The organism is Streptomyces sp. NPDC001532, assembly GCF_040298625.1.
In the GTDB taxonomy this organism is placed as follows: Bacteria; Actinomycetota; Actinomycetes; order Streptomycetales; family Streptomycetaceae; genus Streptomyces.
In genome coordinates, this window is record NZ_JBEPAL010000001.1 from 245,471 (window position 1) to 261,263 (window position 15,793).

Sequence of the window (15,793 nt, forward strand, 5' to 3'; positions counted from 1 at the left end):
TCACACCACCTCGTCCTCGTGCAGCCGGGCGCGCAGGGCCCGTACCGCCGTGTGCAGCCTGCTCTTGACCGTGCCCTCCGGGATGCCCAGTTCCTCGGCTATGGAGCGCACCGGCAGGTCGGCGTAGAAGCGCAGCACGACGACCTGCCGCTGCGGGTCGGGCAGTTCGTCCAGGCCCTGGGCGACGGCGACCGAGAGCACGCTGGTGTCCTCGCCCGACGGGTGCTCCAGCTGCCGCAGCGAGGCCAGCCGTTCACCGATCCGCTCCTGACGGCGTTTGGCGCGGTGCCAGTCGACGGCGAGGTTGGAGGCGACGACCGCCGCCCACGCGGAGACGTCCCGCGGTGCCTCGCGTCCGCTCGCGGCGCGCTCCAGCAACCGCAGACGGACCTGCTGCACCCCGTCCGGCAGGTCCGCCTGCGGTACCCCGCCCAGTGCGAGCACCGCCCGCACCCGGCGTTCCTGGGCCGCGTCCAGTGGGTCGTCGGGACCGCGGTCCGCCCGGTCCGCCCCCTGGCCGCGGCGGGCCATTCTGCGCAGCACAGCCACCCCTCTCCTTGCCGCGTTTCCCCTATGACGCGGCACGGGGCGGAAACGTTCGGCGCGATTTCCGGAATCTCCTCGTCGATCTTTTCCTCACACCGTCCTCACTGTCAGCATGTGCCGCATGACGCACATCACCAAAGGCGCCAACGCGCCTGTCCCGGCCGGAACTCTGCGGGTCGCGGTCGGCCGCGGCGCGGTCCCGGGCACGCCGGCCGTGGACGCCTCGGCACTGCTCCTGGACGCCTTGGGCCGGGTACGGGGCGATGCCGACCTCGTCTTCCACAACCAGCCGCTGCATCCGTCCGGCGCGGTGCGTCACCTGGGCGTCGGGCAGGGCGGCGGCCAGTTCGCCGAGTGGCTGGGACTCGATCTGCGCGACGTCGAACCGGCCGTCCAGCGGGTGGTGATCGCCGGGTCCTGCGCCGACGGGACCTTCGGGCAGGTGCCGGGGCTGTATGTGCAGGCGGTGGCGGAGGACGGCGGCATCGCCGTGCACTACGAGGTGACGGACGCGTCCACCGAGACGGCCTTCGTGCTCGGTGAGTTCTACCGGCGTGACGGGGCGTGGAGGTTCCGCGCGGTGGGACAGGGCTACGACTCCGGGCTGGCGGGGCTGGCGACGGACTTCGGGATCGTGGTGGCGCAGCCGGTGACGCCTGCGGTGTCCGGTGGGCCGGTGGTGTCCGGCGGGCCGGTGGTGAACACCGGGGTGGCGAAGGTGGCGGGTCCGCCGGCCGGAGCGATACCGGGAGCGACAGCCGCAGCGATACCGGCGCCCGCCGCGCCGGCCGTGCCCCCCGCACCCGCGCAGCCGGTCCCGCCCGCCGCCCCCGTGAGGCCGGCCGCACGCACCGCGCGCGCCGAGCCCCTCGGCACCGAGTTCCGCCCCTGGACGCGCAGCGGCCGCGGCGACCGCGTGATCTCGGTGAAACTGCCCGCCGGACCGGTGATCGTGGAAGGGCGGCACGACGACGATGGCCTCTTCTGCGTCGACACCCTCGACGCCGACAAGAAGCTGGAGCGCCTCGTCCACAACAGCGCCCTGTCCCCGTACCGGGGCCGGGCCCTCGCCGTGGTGGGCGAGGACCGCCGGCTGCGGCTGCGGGTGCAGTTCGCCGGAGCGTGGGAGATCACCGTGCGGCCGCTGTCCGCGGCGCGCCCGCTCACCGCCGGTAAGGAGGCGAGCGGCAGCGGCCCGGAGGTGCTGCGCTGGGACGGCCCCGCGGCCGATCTCCGGGCGCGGTTCGACGGCGGGAGGAACGGCGAGCTGTTCTGCGTCAACGCTCACAGCCCCGCCCGGCTGACCGCCCTGCACGACTACGCGCTCCTCGTCAACGAGATCGGCCGGGTCGACAGGACCGCCGCGCTCGCCGGCGGCCCGGTGTTCGTGACCGTGGCCAACGGCGAGGGCGAGTGGCGGCTCGAGGCCACGCCGATTCCCGTCCTCGACGGCTCGGCCGCCCCCGCCGACGGCGTCTACCAGGGGCGCCGGGACACCACGGTCACCCTGGTCAACCCGCGTCCCGGCCTTCCGGCCCTGCTGGAGTACGAGATCCGCGGCGCCGACGACCGGGGCCACGAGGTGACCCTGCTCGACGAGTACGGCGACTCCGACGGCGAGTGGATGAACGGCAGGCGGCACGGCGAGCGCGGCAGCCATCTGATGTTCTCCGCCGGCCAGGCGCGGCGCACCGTGCAGATCCGCCGCGCGGGCGAGTGGCGGCTGCGGCTGCTGCCGATCGAGGAGGCGCCGCTGCTGAAGGGCCCCGTGGAGGGCACCGGCAGTGCCCTGCTGCGCTACCAGGGGCCCCCTACGCTGCTCAGCCTGGGCCGGACGACCGAGCAGGCCGGGCACCTCGCCGCCCACGCGCTGAACCATCCGCGCGGTCAGCGCACCACGATCGCCGACACGGACACCCGCCGCCGTCCCGTCGTCGGCCCCGTCTGGGTCGATCCGGAGGGCTCCTGCTTCGTGCGGATCCAGGCGGGCGACGGGGTCGGCTGGCGCGTCGAGCCGGTGCCGCTCGACGAGGCACCGGAGATCGGCGGGCGGAGCAGGCGGGTGACGGGCCGCGGATTCGGAGTCGTACGTCACACCGGGCCGGAAACCGAGATGCTGCTCACCCACGACTACGACATCCTGTCCGACCTGATCCATCTCTTCGAGCTGGACGAAAACCTGTTCCCGGTGCGTCATATCGGGAGATCCCGCGGCCGGCACCGCGTCCCGAGCGGATTCCTCCAGGTCCGCGGTTTCGGCGAGTGGGGGCTGGAGCGGCGTGGCTGACCAGGAGTGACCGTCCACGCTTCGGGCAAAGGATTGGACACACCCGCCGGTCTCCCCCGCATGATGGAAGGGCCCCGCCCAGCCCGGCCGGGTGCACGCACGTCACGCAAAGGAGTCGCCGTGAGGGTCGGAATCGTCGGAGCCACCGGACAGGTCGGCACGGTCATGCGCAGGATCCTGGCCGAGCGGGACTTCCCGGTCGACGAGCTGCGCCTGTTCGCCTCGGCCCGCTCCGCGGGGACGGTCCTCGACGGCGTCACGGTGGAGGACGCCTCGACGGCCGACTACACCGGTCTGGACATCGTGCTGTTCTCGGCGGGCGGCGCCACCTCCAAGGCGCTGGCGGAGAAGGTCGCCTCGCAGGGCCCTGTCGTGATCGACAACTCGTCCGCCTGGCGCCGCGACCCCGAGGTCCCGCTGGTGGTCTCCGAGGTCAACCCGCACGCCGTAGCCAACCGGCCCAAGGGCATCATCGCCAACCCGAACTGCACCACCATGGCCGCCATGCCGGTGCTGAAGCCGCTGCACGAGGAGGCGGGCCTGGAGGCCCTGGTGGTCGCCACCTACCAGGCCGTCTCGGGCTCCGGCCTCGCGGGCGTCGACGAGCTGTTCGAGCAGGTCCAGAAGGTCGGCGAGGACGCGCCGAAGCTCACCCACGACGGCTCGGCCGCCGAGTTCCCGGCGCCGAACAAGTACGTCGCCCCGATCGCGTACAACGTGCTGCCGCTGGCCGGCTCGATCGTGGACGACGGCCTCAACGAGACGGACGAGGAGCAGAAGCTCCGCAACGAGTCCCGCAAGATCCTGGAGATCCCCGAGCTGAAGGTCTCCGGCACCTGTGTCCGGGTCCCGGTCTTCAGCGGCCACTCCCTCCAGGTCAACGCCCGCTTCGCCCGCCCGATCAGCGTGGAGCGCGCCAAGGAGCTGCTGGCCGGTGCCCCCGGTGTGGCGCTCACCGAGGTGCCGACGCCGCTCCAGGCGGCCGGCCAGGACCCCTCGTACGTCGGCCGGATCCGCGGCGACGAGACGGTGGCCAACGGTCTCGCCTTCTTCGTCTCCAACGACAACCTGCGCAAGGGCGCGGCCCTGAACGCGGTGCAGATCGCGGAGCTGGTGGCGGCGGAGCTGACCGCCAAGAAGTCGCAGTAAGGACGCAGTGACGCCATCGCGGCGCGAGGGGGCGGCCACCGGGTTCCGGGGCCGCCCCCTCGGCGGTGGGCGCGGTCGGGCGCGGTCGCGGGTCAGGAGACCTCCTGCACCACCCGTATCCCGAATCCGTACGACCCCAGCGCCTCGGCGATCCCGATGAACAGCAGGCTGTAGTGCTCCTGCCCGCGGGCCGTGGCGATACCGCCGAGGTCGAGCAGCGCGTCCTCGGGCCAGCCCAGGTCGCGCAGCAGTCCGGAGACCGTGCGCTTGGCCTCGGCGTCCTCGCCGGACAGGAAGAGGGTGGACGGGCCCTGGACCGAATCCGGGGCGATCATCAGCTTGCGGTCGACGGTGCACAGCGTCTTGACGACCCGGGTCGCGGGGAACGTCCGCTGGATCTCCTCGCCCAGGCTCTCGCCGGGATGGGACAGCGAGCCGTCCTCGGTGAAGCCGACGGCCACGTCCAGCAGGACCTTCCCGGCCAGGGCGTCCGCCCCCACGGAGGTCAGCACGTCCACGGACGCGGTGCCGGGCGTCGCGTTGACCACGACCGGGGCGTGGGCGACGGCCGAGGCGAGGTCCGTCACCGGTGCCCCCTCCAGCGCCGGGCGCGAGCGTGCCTCCTCGGGCTGCCGCGAACCGAGAACGACGTCATGACCGGCCCGCAGCCAGCCCCTGGCGAGTGCGCAACCCACATGGCCGGTCCCCAAGATGGCGATCTTCATGCCTCGACGGTACGGCGGCGTATCCGTGGTCCGCGTCCGACCGCGGAGGGGTTCGCCGTACACCGTCGGACCTAGGGCGTGCCCGGAACGGAAGAAGGGCACCCGGCGGAGACCGGGTGCCCTTCGGTACGTGCGAGACGGGGCCGCCGCTACTGCGCGGCGGCCGCCGCCGCGTCCGCCGTCTGCGCCTTCAGGGCGCGCTCGACGCCCGCGCGGGACTCCGAGACCAGGCGGCGCAGGGCCGCGTTCGGCTCGGCGGCCGTCAGCCAGGCGTCCGTCTTGTCCAGGGTCTCCTGGGAGACCTGGACCGACGGGTACAGGCCGACGGCGATCTGCTGGGCCATCTCGTGGGAGCGGGACTCCCAGACGCCCTTGACCGCGTCGAAGAACCGGTCGGTGTAGGTCGCCAGCAGCTCGCGCTGGTCGGTCTGGACGAAGCCGGCGATGACCGCCTCCTGGACCGCGTTCGGCAGCTTGTCGGACTCCACGACCGACGCCCAGGCCTCCGCCTTCGCCTCGGCCGTCGGACGGGCGGCACGGGCGGTCGCCGCGTGGCGCTCGCCGGCCGCCGTCTTGTCCCGCTCGTACTCGGCGGCGATCTCCGCCTCGTCGAAGCGGCCCACCGCGGCCAGCCGCTCGACGAGCGCCCAGCGCAGCTCGGTGTCCACGGCCAGGCCCTCGATCGTCTGCGAGCCGTCGAGCAGCGCCTCCAGCAGGTCCAGCTGCTCCGGGGTGCGGGCGGTCGCCGCGAAGGCGCGCGCCCAGGCCAGCTGGTGGTCGCTGCCCGCCTCGGCGGACCGCAGGTGCGCCAGCGTGGCGTCGGTCCAGCGGGTGAGCAGGGCCTCGCGGCCGGCCGGGTCGGCGTACAGGTCGATGGCGAGCTTGACCTGGCGGTGCAGCGACTGCACCACGCCGATGTCGGACTCCTTGCCGATGCCGGACAGCACCAGCGACAGGTAGTCGCGGGTGGCGAGCTCGGCGTCGCGGGTCATGTCCCAGGCCGAGGCCCAGCACAGGGCGCGCGGCAGCGAGGAGGCGAAGTCGCCGAGGTGCTCGGTGACGAAGGCGAGGGACTGCTCGTCCAGGCGGACCTTGGCGTACGACAGGTCGTCGTCGTTGAGCAGGACCACCGCCGGCCGCGGCCGGCCGGCCAGCTGCGGCACGGCCGTCAGCTCGCCGTCGACGTCCAGCTCGATACGCCCGTGCTCCTCGTCGCGCACCAGCTTGCCGGTGGCCTCGTCAAGGTCGTACAGGCCGACGGCGATGCGGTGCGGGCGCAGGGTGGGCTCGCCCTTGGCGCCGGCGGGCAGCGCCGGCGCCTCCTGGCGGATGGCGAAGGAGGTGATGACGCCGTCGGCGTCGGTCTCGATCTCCGGGCGCAGGACGTTGATGCCGGCCGTCTCCAGCCATGCCTTCGACCAGGTCTTCAGGTCGCGGCCGGAGGTCTCCTCCAGGGCGCCCAGCAGGTCGGACAGGCGGGTGTTGCCGAAGGCGTGCGCCTTGAAGTAGGCCTGCACGCCGCGGAAGAACTCGTCCTCGCCGACGTAGGCGACGAGCTGCTTGAGGACGCTGGCGCCCTTGGCGTAGGTGATGCCGTCGAAGTTGACCAGCACGTCGTCCAGGTCGCGGATGTCCGCCATGATCGGGTGGGTGGACGGCAGCTGGTCCTGGCGGTAGGCCCACGTCTTCATCGAGTTGGCGAAGGTGGTCCAGGAGTGCGGCCAGCGCGAGCCGGGCGCGGCGGCCTGGCAGGCGATCGACGTGTAGGTGGCGAACGACTCGTTCAGCCACAGGTCGTTCCACCACTCCATGGTGACGAGGTCGCCGAACCACATGTGGGCCAGCTCGTGGAGGATGGTCTCGGCGCGCAGCTCGTACGCGGCGTCCGTGACCTTCGACCGGAAGACGTACTGGTCGCGGATGGTGACCGCGCCCGCGTTCTCCATGGCGCCGGCGTTGAACTCCGGCACGAAGAGCTGGTCGTACTTCTTGAACGGGTACGCGTAGTCGAACTTCTCCTGGAACCAGTCGAAGCCCTGCCGGGTCACCTCGAAGATGGCGTCCGAGTCGAGGAACTCGGCCAGCGAGGGACGGCAGTAGATGCCGAGCGGGACGCTCTGGCCGTCCTTCTCGTAGACGCTGTGCACCGAGTGGTACGGGCCGACGATCAGCGCGGTGATGTACGACGAGATGCGCGGCGTCGGCTCGAACTCCCAGACGTTGTCCTTGGGCTCCGGCGTCGGCGAGTTGGAGATCACCGTCCAGCCCTCCGGCGCGCGCACGGTGAACTGGAACGTCGCCTTCAGGTCGGGCTGTTCGAAGGAGGCGAAGACGCGGCGGGCGTCCGGCACCTCGAACTGGGTGTAGAGGTAGGCCTGGTCGTCGACCGGGTCGACGAACCGGTGCAGGCCTTCACCCGTGTTGGTGTACGCGCAGTCCGCGACGACGCGGAGGATGTTGCGGCCCCGCAGCAGACCGGGCAGCGCGATCCGGGAGTCCTCGAAGACCTCGGCGGGGTCGAGCGGGTCACCGTTGAGGGCCACCTCGTGGACCGCCGGCGCCACCAGGTCGATGAACGACTCGGCGCCGTCCTCGGTGACGTCGAAGCGCACCGTGGTCACGGACCGGTAGGTGCCGCCCTCCTGCGCGCCGGAGAGGTCGAGATCGATCTCGTACGAGTCAACGGTGAGCAGCTTCGCCCGCTGCTGCGCCTCTTCGCGAGTCAGGTTTGTGCCAGGCACGCGGTCATCTCCTCGTTATGTGTGGGTTGCGCCATCCTTCCACGGGACCTGCACACAGCGCGATGTCCGTTTCCCGCCGGTGGGCGGGCCGCCCGCGCGTGAGGCTGGGCTCATGACGACCCACACCGCACAGCCCCTCCCGCCCACGGCCCTGAAGGAGCTGCGTTCCGCCGACGACGCGGGGCGGGTGCCGGTTCCCTTCACCGACGACGAGGGCGGCGCGCCGCTGCGCTGCTGTCTGCGCCGCAGCCGGCCCGGCGAGTCGATCGCCCTGGTCTCGTACGCCCCGCTGCGCCGCTGGGCGGCCGCCACGGGCGCCGATCCCGGGGCCTACGACGAGCAGGGCCCGGTCTTCGTCCACGCGGCCGACTGCCCCGGCCCGGCCGACGGCACCGGCCTGCCCTTCACCAACGCGCCCCGCGTGGTCCGCCGCTACGCGGCCGACGGCCGCATCCTCGGCGGCCGGCTGGTCACGGACCCCTCCCCCGACGCCTTCGAGGCCGCCTTCGCGGAGGCCTTCGCCGATCCGGCGGTCGCGCTGGTGCACGTACGGGCGCTGGAGTACGGCTGCTTCCTGTACGAGGTGCGGCGGGACATCTCCTAGGGCGTGTCTGACAATTCGCGTCGACGCCCGGCAGATGCGGGCGGGTGATCGCGGTGGAGCTACCGTCGCAGCGCCGAACCTGTCAGGTCCATCGAATCCTTTCGACGGTTCTTTTCAGCGGAACTGAACGATGCGCCCGGCACCGCGGTCACCGTCGTCACGGTCGTCACCGGCTTGGGCGTCGTCCGCGGCGTGTACTGCCCGGCCACCGTCGCGCCGAACGCCAGCGCCATGCCCGCCAGCTGCACCGGCGTCAGCGTCTGCCCGAGGGCGGCCCAGCCGACGACGGCCGCGGTGAGCGGGGAGAGCGGGCCGAGGAAGGTGACCTGGGTGGCGGTGAGCCGGCCGATGCCGTGGAACCAGAGCCAGTAGGCGACGGCGGTGTTGGCGAGCGCGAGGTAGAGGTAGCCGCCGATCGCCGGGCCGTCCAGCGCGGGCGGCGCGCCCTCGACGAGGAACGCCACCGGGGCGATGATCAGCCCGCCCGCGGTCAGCTGCCAGCCGGTCAGCGCCAGCGGGCCGACGCCGTCCGGCCGTCCCCAGCGCTTGGTCAGGACGGTGCCGGCGGACATGGACGCGGTGGAGCCGAGGGCCGACAGCACCCCGACCGCGTCCAGCGCCCCGGCCGCCTTCAGTACGACGAGACTGACGCCGAACGCGGCGGCTGTCCCGGCGAGCACGGACCGGGTGGTGGGCCGCCCGCCGAGCAGGAGCGCGGACAGTCCGATGACGAACAGCGGCCCGACCGAGCCGACGACCGCGGCCATGCCGCCCGGCAGGCGGTACGCGGAGAGGAACAGCAGCGGGAAGAACGCGCCGATGTTGAGCGCCCCGAGCACCGCGGCCTTGCCCCACCAGATGCCGCGCGGCAGCACGCGGGCGAGGGCGAGCAGCAGCAGTCCGGCGGGCAGGGCCCGCATCAGACCGGTGAACAAAGGGCGGTCGGGCGGCAGGAACTCGCTGGTGACGGCGTAGGTGGTGCCCCAGGAGACGGGGGCGAGAGCGGTGAGCAGGACGGTCGCGGGCCGCTTCATGGCCGGTCCCTTCGGCACGACGACAGTGAACACTTGCTTGCAAATAGCTTAGCGCTAAGCAAGTTTCCGTCAAGCTACTTTCTTGCGGCCGAGTGAGCGGCAGCGGATACTCCTGGCATGACGCAGAGCCCTCACAGCAGGACCGGCGGCGACGCGGTCGACGCGATCGTCGACCAGTGGGCCGCGGTGCGCCCCGACCTCGACACCCGGGCGATGGAGGTCTTCGGCCGCATCCACCGGCTCTCGCGCGCGATGGCCGACCGCGCGGAGAAGACCTACGCCCGCTTCGGCATCTCCCGCGGCGAGTTCGACGTCCTGGCGACCCTGCGCCGGGCCGGCGAGCCGTACACCCTCTCCCCTCGCCAGCTCTCCGCGACCCTGATGCTCACCACCGGGGGCATGACCGGCCGTCTGGACAAGCTGGAGCGCGCGGGCCTGCTGCGCCGCTCCCCCGACCCGCACGACCGCCGCGGCCTCCAGGTCACCCTCACCGACGAGGGCCTGGCCCTGATCGAGGAGGCGGTCGGCGCGGGCCTCGCCACCCAGACGGAGGCCCTGACCGCTCTCACGGAGGAGCAGGCCCGCCAGTTGGCGGACCTGCTGCGGGAACTGCTGGCCGGGACTTCGGGCTCCGACCGCTAGACGCCGGGAGGGCGCCCCGACCGGGTGGGAGGACAGCACGAGGGCGCCGGCCTCGCCCCCGTACGGCGGATGCGCGTACGTGGGGCGGGCCGGCGCCCTCGGTGCTCTGGGTGAGTGGGGGTCAGGCCTTCGTGTCGGCCGTGGCCCTCGTCCTGATGTTCTTGGTGGTCACCCGGTGCTTCTCCTGCGACTTGTCCAGGACGATCACCAGACCGGCGATGACCGCGAACAGCGCGAGCGGCAGGATCACGTAGAGGCCCAGCGTCTCGATGACGCTCAGGCCCGTGCCGGGGTCGTCACCGTCGTCGCGGCTCAGCGCGCTGGCGGGAGACGACATGAGCAGCATCATCAGCGTCGTACCGGCGGCCAGGGCGCCGGCGCGCAGGGCGTTCTTCTTGTCCACGGTCCCCAACGTAGCGAACGCCGCTCGGGGGCGCGCGCCCGGGGGTGCCGTAGGGGCCTTTGGCCGCCGCCCTCTCACCGCCCCGCCTCCGCCCGCAGCACCTCGATCAGGGCCCGCAGCCGCGCGGAGGCGGCCAGGTCCTCCAGCGTCACCGCCCGCCCCTCGGCGTCGGCGACCGGCAGCCGCCAGTTCGGGTACTCGTCCCAGGTGCCCGGCAGGTTCTGCGGGCGGCGGTCGCCGATGCCGTCCGGGAGCCAGACGCCCACCATGCGGGCCGGGGTGCGCAGCAGGAAGCGGTGGACGGCTTGGACCTCGGCCTCCTCGGAGGAGGTGTCGCCGCCCCCGCCGGTGCCGTGCAGCAGGCCGAGCCGGGACAGCAGGCCCAGCCACTCCCCGGTGTCCGCGGCGGCCTCGGCGCGCTCGTCGGCCGGCGGGCGGGTCAGCAGGCCCAGCCGGTCGCGCAGGTCGACGTGTTCGCCGGTGAGCCGGGCGGCGGTGGGCGGCAGATCGTGGGTGGTGGCGGTGGCGAGGCAGTCGGCGCGCCAGGCCTCGGGCGGCAGCGGCGCGGCGTCGCCGTCCCAGTCGCGTTCGAACCACAGCACGGAGGTGCCGAGCACCCCGCGCTCGCGCAGCCGCTCGCGCACGCCGGGCTCGACGGTGCCGAGGTCCTCGCCGATCACCACCGCGCCCGCCCGCGAGGCCTCCAGCACCAGCACGGCGAGCATGGCCTCGGCGTCGTAGCGGACGTAGGTGCCCTCGGTGGGCGGCAGGCCCTCGGGGACCCACCAGAGCCGGAACAGGCCCATGACGTGGTCGATGCGCAGGGCGCCGGCGTAGCGGAACAGGCCGCGCAGCAGCGAGCGGTAGGGGGCGTAGCCGGAGGCGGCGAGGCGGTCGGGGCGCCAGGGCGGCAGACCCCAGTCCTGGCCGCGGGCGTTGAAGGCGTCCGGCGGGGCGCCGACGGACATCCCGGCGGCGAAGTACTCCTGCTGGGCCCAGGCGTCGGCGCCGACGGGGTGCACGCCGACCGCGAGGTCGTGCACGATCCCGATCGGCATGCCCGCCTCGCGCGCGGTGCGCTGGGCGGCGGTGAGCTGGGTGTCGGTGAGCCAGGCGAGGCGGGAGTGGAGGTCGACGCGGTCCATGAGGTCGCCGCGGGCGCGGGCGGTCTCCGGGGAGCGGGGGTCGCGCAGGCCGGCGGGCCACTGCCGCCAGTCGGAGCCGTACACCTCGGCGAGCGCGCACCAGGTGGCGTGGTCCTCCAGGGCCTGGCCCTGTTCGGCGAGGAAGTCGCTGTAGGCGGCCTGCCGGCCGGGTCCGAGCGGTACCGCGCTCAGCAGTTCCAGCGCCTCCCGCTTGACCTCCCACACCGCGTCCCGGTCGATCAGCGCGCCCTTGTCGAGGACGGCCTCGCGCAGCCGTCCGGCCCGCTCCAGCAGGGCCCGCAGCCGCTCGCCGTCGGGGCCGCAGGCGGCGTACGCGAACTCGGGGACGTCCTCGATCCGCAGGTGGACGGGGTCGGGGAAGCGGCGGGAGGAGGGGCGGTAGGGGGAGGGGTCGGTGGGGGTGCCGGGGACGGCCGCGTGCAGCGGGTTGACCTGGATGAACCCGGCGCCCAGGGCGCGGCCCGCCCAGGCGGTCAGTTCGCCGAGGTCGCCGAGGTCGCCCATGCCCCAGGAGCGCCGGGAGAGCAACGAGTAGAGCTGGACCAGCAGGCCGTAGGAGCGTCCGGGCGGGGTGGGCAGCCGGGCCGGGGCGATGACCAGGTGGGCGTCGGCGGTGCGGCCGTCGGGCGCGGTGGCGGTCAGCCGGTGGACGCCGGGCGGCAGGTGCTCGGCGGCGGCGTGGGTCTCGCCCTGCTCGGTCTCGATCCGCAGCCGGGTGCCGGCGGGCAGCGCGGCGAGCGCGTCCGGCACGGCGCCGCCGCCCCAGCTCACCACGGTCGGCGGCAGCAGTAGCCCGGCCAGTTCCCGGCGGCGGGCGGTGAGCGCTTCGCGGACCGCGCGCGGGCTGCCCGCGTCGACGCCGAGCGCGCCGAGGGCGCGGACGACGGCGATGGCGGAGGCGGCGACGGTGCGGTCGGGGGCCGGGCGGTAGGAGGTGGCCACGCCGTGCAGTTCGGCGAGCCGGGTCAGCTCCTCGCCGGGGAGGTCGGCTTCGGCGGCTGCGGCCGGGCGGGGAGCTGTCATCTACGGCCTCGCGAAGTCGGTGTCCGGGGCGGCGAGCGGCGGTTCGCTGGTCAGGGGCTCGGCGTCGGGCAGCGGGGGTTCGCTGGTCAGGGGGGTCTGGGCGCAGGAGCTCTCGGCGCTGAACATGCACAGGTGCGGTTCGGTGCGGGGGTCCGCGCAAGGGTCGTCGCGGAACTGCTCGGGCAGGTGGGCGGAGGACTCCGCCGGGCGTTTGGACAGGGCCGAGAGGAGCAGGTGTGCCGATGCGGCCACGGTGGCCTCCTTGTCGGTTGCGGTCTCGGACGCCGAGGACGGCGCCGAGCGGGTAACCGCAGCCCTACCCAGTGAGCGCGTTCGCAGACGCCCCGGATGGCGGACACCACACTTCTCGTCACATTCCACGCCCACCCACCCTTTCAGATTCCGGCAATCCGTACATTTCATCCACGCCCGTTGACACCCTCACCTACGGATGGTGGGCTCGATGCCCCGTGCCGGAGCCGTGCGAGTGACGAGAACGGGAACAACGGGAACGGGAACGCCTGGAGCACCGACGTCGAGGAGGGGGCCCGTGCAGCTGCGGCGTGGAAGGAGCGCGGTCGCGCTCGCGTTCGCCGTCGTCGCCGGAACCCTGGGCGGAGCCCCGGCCGCCGTCGCGGCCCCGCCCGCTCCCGGTCCGGCCGCCGAGCGGACACCGGACGCGGCCTCCGCCGAGCTCTCCGTCTGGCCCCGCCCCCAGTCCCTGCGCGCCACCGGCGTCCCGGCCGCGGTCACCGACGAGGTCGCCCTGGTCACCGACGGGACGGCCGGCTCGTCCGACCTGGAGGCGCTGCGCGCGGTGCTGCGGGAGGCGGGGGCGCGCCGGATCGCGGCGCTCTCCGCGGGCGCCCCCCTGCCCGCGGGCGCCCTGGTGGTGCGCGTCGGCGCGGAGCGGGCCCGTCCGGGCGACCGGCGGGCGCTGCCGTCCGGCGGGTACCGGCTCGCCGTCGGCCCGGACGGCGTCACCCTCTCCGGCGCGGGCGAGGACGGCCTCTTCCACGCCGTGCAGACGCTGCGCCAGCTGGTGCGCCCGGGCGGCACGCTCGCGGGCGCGGTCGTCCGCGACTGGCCCGGCACCGCCGTACGCGGCACCGCCGAGGGCTTCTACGGCACCCCGTGGACGCAGCAGGAGCGGCTGGCCCAGCTGGACTTCATGGGCCGCACCAAGCAGAACCGCTATCTGTACGCCCCCGGTGACGACCTCTACCGCCAGGCCCGCTGGCGGGAGCCCTACCCGCAGCGGCTGCGCGCCGAGTTCCGGGAGCTGGCGGAGCGGGCGCGCCGCAACCATGTGACGCTCGGCTGGGCGGTGGCGCCGGGGCAGGCGATGTGCTTCTCGTCGGACGCGGACGTGACGGCGCTGAACCGGAAGCTGGACGCCATGTGGGCGCTGGGCTTCCGGTCCTTCCAGCTCCAGTTCCAGGACGTCAGCTACAGCGAGTGGCACTGCGAGGCGGACGCGGAGCGGTTCGGCTCCGGGCCGGAGGCGGCGGCGCGGGCGCACGCGCGCGTGGCCGACGCGGTCGCCCGCCACCTGGCTAAACGCCACCCGGGCGGCGCGGCGCTCGCGTTGATGCCGACCGAGTACTACCAGGACGGCACCACCGCCTACCGGCGGGAGCTGGCGGGCGCGCTGGACGCGCGGGTGGCGGTGGCGTGGACCGGCGTCGGAGTGGTGCCGCGGACCATCACCGGCCGGGAACTGGCCACCGCGCGGGAGGTGTTCCGGCATCCGCTGGTCACCATGGACAACTACCCGGTCAACGACTACGCGCCCGGCCGGGTCTTCCTCGGCCCGTACACCGGCCGGGAGCCGGCCGTCGCCACCGGTTCCGCCGCGCTGCTCACCAACGCGATGGAGCAGGCCACGGCCTCCCGCATCCCGCTGTTCACGGCCGCCGACTACGCCTGGAACCCGCGCGCCTACCGCCCCCAGGAGTCCTGGCGGGCCGCGATCGACGATCTGGCGGGCGGCGACGAGAGCCGCCGGGCCGCGCTCGCGGCGCTCGCCGGGAACGACGCGTCCTCGGTGCTCGGCGGGCCGGAATCGGCGTATCTGCGGCCCCTGATCGAGGAGTTCTGGCGGACCCGTCCGCAGGCCGGCGCGGACACCGGCGCGGACGCCGAGCACCGGCTGCGCGCCGCCTTCACGGTGCTGCGGCAGACCCCGGACCGGCTGGCGGGCACCTCCCTGGCCGCGGAGGTCGCCCCCTGGACCGAGCAGCTGTCCCGGTACGGCGAGGCCGGCACGGCCGCGCTGGAGATGCTGCGCGCCCAGCGGGCGGGCGATCCGGCGGCGGCCTGGACGGCGTACCGCGCCCTCGGCGCCCTGCGCACCCGTCTCGCCTCGGCTCGGGTCACGGTCGGCGAGGGGGTGCTGGATCCGTTCCTGGCGCGGGCGCGGCGGGCGTACGAGACCTGGGCGGGCCTGGCGGACGAGCCCGCCGCGCGGCCCGGCGACCCGGACGGCGGCCGCACCCTGCGCTTCCCGCGCACCCGCGAGCTGAGCGCGGTGACGGCCCTGACGGAGCCGGGGACCGGCGGCACGGTCGAGGCCCAGGTGCCCGGCGAGGGCTGGCGGTCCCTCGGCGCGCTGGACCGGTCGGGGGCCACGGAACTCCCGGCCCGGGTGCGCGCCGACGCCCTGCGCGTCAGCGGCCCGGAGCCCTCCCGGGTGCGGCACCTGGTGCCCTGGTTCGCCGACTCCCCCGCCGTCTCCCTGACGACCGGGCGCGACACGGTGGACGCGGATATCGGCGCGGCCCGGCGCGTGACGGTCCGGCTGGCCTCGCTGCGGCCGGGGGAGGTGCGGGGGCGGCTCACCGCGAAGGCACCGAAGGGCGTCGAGGTCCGTGTGCCCGAGGGCCCGTTGGCCCTCCCGCGCGGCACGGCGGTCCAGGTGCCGGTCGAGGTGCGGGTCCCGCGCGGGACGCCCGCCCGTTCGTACGACGTCACGCTCGCCTTCGGCGGCCTGACCCGCACGCTCACCGTCCGCGCGGTGCCGCCCACCGGCGGCCCCGATCTGGCGCGCGGCGGCACCGCGCGGTCCTCCGGCGACGAGACGCCCGACTTCCCTGCGGCCGCCGCCAACGACGGCGATCTGGGCACGCGCTGGTCGTCACCGGTGGCGGACGACGCCTGGTGGCAGGTGGAGCTGGCCCGTCCGGCCCGGCTTGGCCGGGTGGTGCTGCGCTGGCAGGACGCCTACGCGTCGGCGTACCGCGTCCAGGTCTCCGCGGACGGCCGCCACTGGCGCACGGCCGCGACCGTGCGCGACGGCCGCGGGGGTCGTGAGGAACTGCGCATGGACGAGCGGGACGTGCGGTACCTGCGGGTGCGCGGCGAGGAGCGGGGCACGCAGTACGGGTACTCGCTGTGGTCGGTGGAGGCGTACGCGGTCCGCGACTGAGTCCTGACGGCAGGGCGGTCGAAAACTTCTCGGCGCCAGCTATTCA

The 15,793-nt window shown here is 74.1% G+C and carries 12 protein-coding genes; 5 read left to right on the plus strand and 7 right to left on the minus strand.

Annotation, left to right across the window (positions count from 1 at the left end; all coding sequences use genetic code 11):
- Nucleotides 1-549: an RNA polymerase sigma factor gene (locus ABT232_RS01085; protein ID WP_351834049.1), complete on the minus strand. Its 549-nt coding sequence runs from the start codon at nucleotides 547-549 to the stop codon at nucleotides 1-3.
- Between the two features lie 118 nt (nucleotides 550-667).
- Between ABT232_RS01085 and ABT232_RS01090 the strand changes: the two genes are divergently transcribed.
- Nucleotides 668-2,833 (plus strand): TerD family protein, encoded by a 2,166-nt coding sequence (locus ABT232_RS01090; RefSeq protein ID WP_351834051.1) that lies wholly within the window; start codon nucleotides 668-670, stop codon nucleotides 2,831-2,833.
- A gap of 120 nt (nucleotides 2,834-2,953) precedes the next feature.
- Nucleotides 2,954-3,982 (plus strand): aspartate-semialdehyde dehydrogenase, encoded by a 1,029-nt coding sequence (locus ABT232_RS01095; protein ID WP_351834054.1) that lies wholly within the window; start codon nucleotides 2,954-2,956, stop codon nucleotides 3,980-3,982.
- Between the two features lie 92 nt (nucleotides 3,983-4,074).
- Here the strand turns inward: ABT232_RS01095 and ABT232_RS01100 are convergent, their stop codons facing one another.
- On the minus strand, nucleotides 4,075-4,707 hold the full coding sequence (locus tag ABT232_RS01100; protein ID WP_351834057.1) for an NADPH-dependent F420 reductase: 633 nt from the start codon (nucleotides 4,705-4,707) through the stop codon (nucleotides 4,075-4,077).
- Nucleotides 4,708-4,856: 149 nt separating this feature from the next.
- Nucleotides 4,857-7,448 (minus strand): aminopeptidase N, encoded by a 2,592-nt coding sequence (gene pepN / locus ABT232_RS01105; protein WP_351834060.1) that lies wholly within the window; start codon nucleotides 7,446-7,448, stop codon nucleotides 4,857-4,859.
- A gap of 112 nt (nucleotides 7,449-7,560) precedes the next feature.
- Here pepN and ABT232_RS01110 point away from each other — a divergent pair, with 112 nt between their 5' ends.
- On the plus strand, nucleotides 7,561-8,052 hold the full coding sequence (locus ABT232_RS01110; RefSeq protein WP_351834063.1) for a DUF1203 domain-containing protein: 492 nt from the start codon (nucleotides 7,561-7,563) through the stop codon (nucleotides 8,050-8,052).
- 59 nt (nucleotides 8,053-8,111) lie between these two features.
- On the opposite strand, the gene ABT232_RS01115 is transcribed toward ABT232_RS01110, so the two are convergent.
- Nucleotides 8,112-9,086, minus strand: coding sequence for an EamA family transporter (locus tag ABT232_RS01115; RefSeq protein ID WP_351834064.1), 975 nt, complete (start codon nucleotides 9,084-9,086; stop codon nucleotides 8,112-8,114).
- 117 nt (nucleotides 9,087-9,203) lie between these two features.
- Here ABT232_RS01115 and ABT232_RS01120 point away from each other — a divergent pair, with 117 nt between their 5' ends.
- Nucleotides 9,204-9,728, plus strand: a complete 525-nt coding sequence (locus ABT232_RS01120; RefSeq protein WP_351834067.1) for a MarR family winged helix-turn-helix transcriptional regulator — start codon at nucleotides 9,204-9,206, stop codon at nucleotides 9,726-9,728.
- A 121-nt stretch (nucleotides 9,729-9,849) separates the two neighbouring features.
- Here the strand turns inward: ABT232_RS01120 and ABT232_RS01125 are convergent, their stop codons facing one another.
- The 3 genes from ABT232_RS01125 to ABT232_RS01135 form a co-directional block, all read right to left on the minus strand.
- Nucleotides 9,850-10,131, minus strand: coding sequence for a hypothetical protein (locus tag ABT232_RS01125; protein ID WP_351834070.1), 282 nt, complete (start codon nucleotides 10,129-10,131; stop codon nucleotides 9,850-9,852).
- Nucleotides 10,132-10,205: 74 nt separating this feature from the next.
- A complete protein-coding gene (gene malQ, locus ABT232_RS01130; protein WP_351834072.1) occupies nucleotides 10,206-12,320 on the minus strand; it encodes a 4-alpha-glucanotransferase in 2,115 nt (704 codons plus the stop codon).
- Complete coding sequence (locus tag ABT232_RS01135; RefSeq protein WP_351834075.1) at nucleotides 12,321-12,572, minus strand: hypothetical protein; 252 nt, start codon at nucleotides 12,570-12,572, stop codon at nucleotides 12,321-12,323.
- Between the two features lie 298 nt (nucleotides 12,573-12,870).
- Between ABT232_RS01135 and ABT232_RS01140 the strand changes: the two genes are divergently transcribed.
- The gene (locus tag ABT232_RS01140; RefSeq protein WP_351834076.1) at nucleotides 12,871-15,747 is read left to right on the plus strand and encodes a glycoside hydrolase family 84 protein; all 2,877 of its coding nucleotides are present in this window, start codon (nucleotides 12,871-12,873) and stop codon (nucleotides 15,745-15,747) included.
- Nucleotides 15,748-15,793 lie beyond the last annotated feature (46 nt).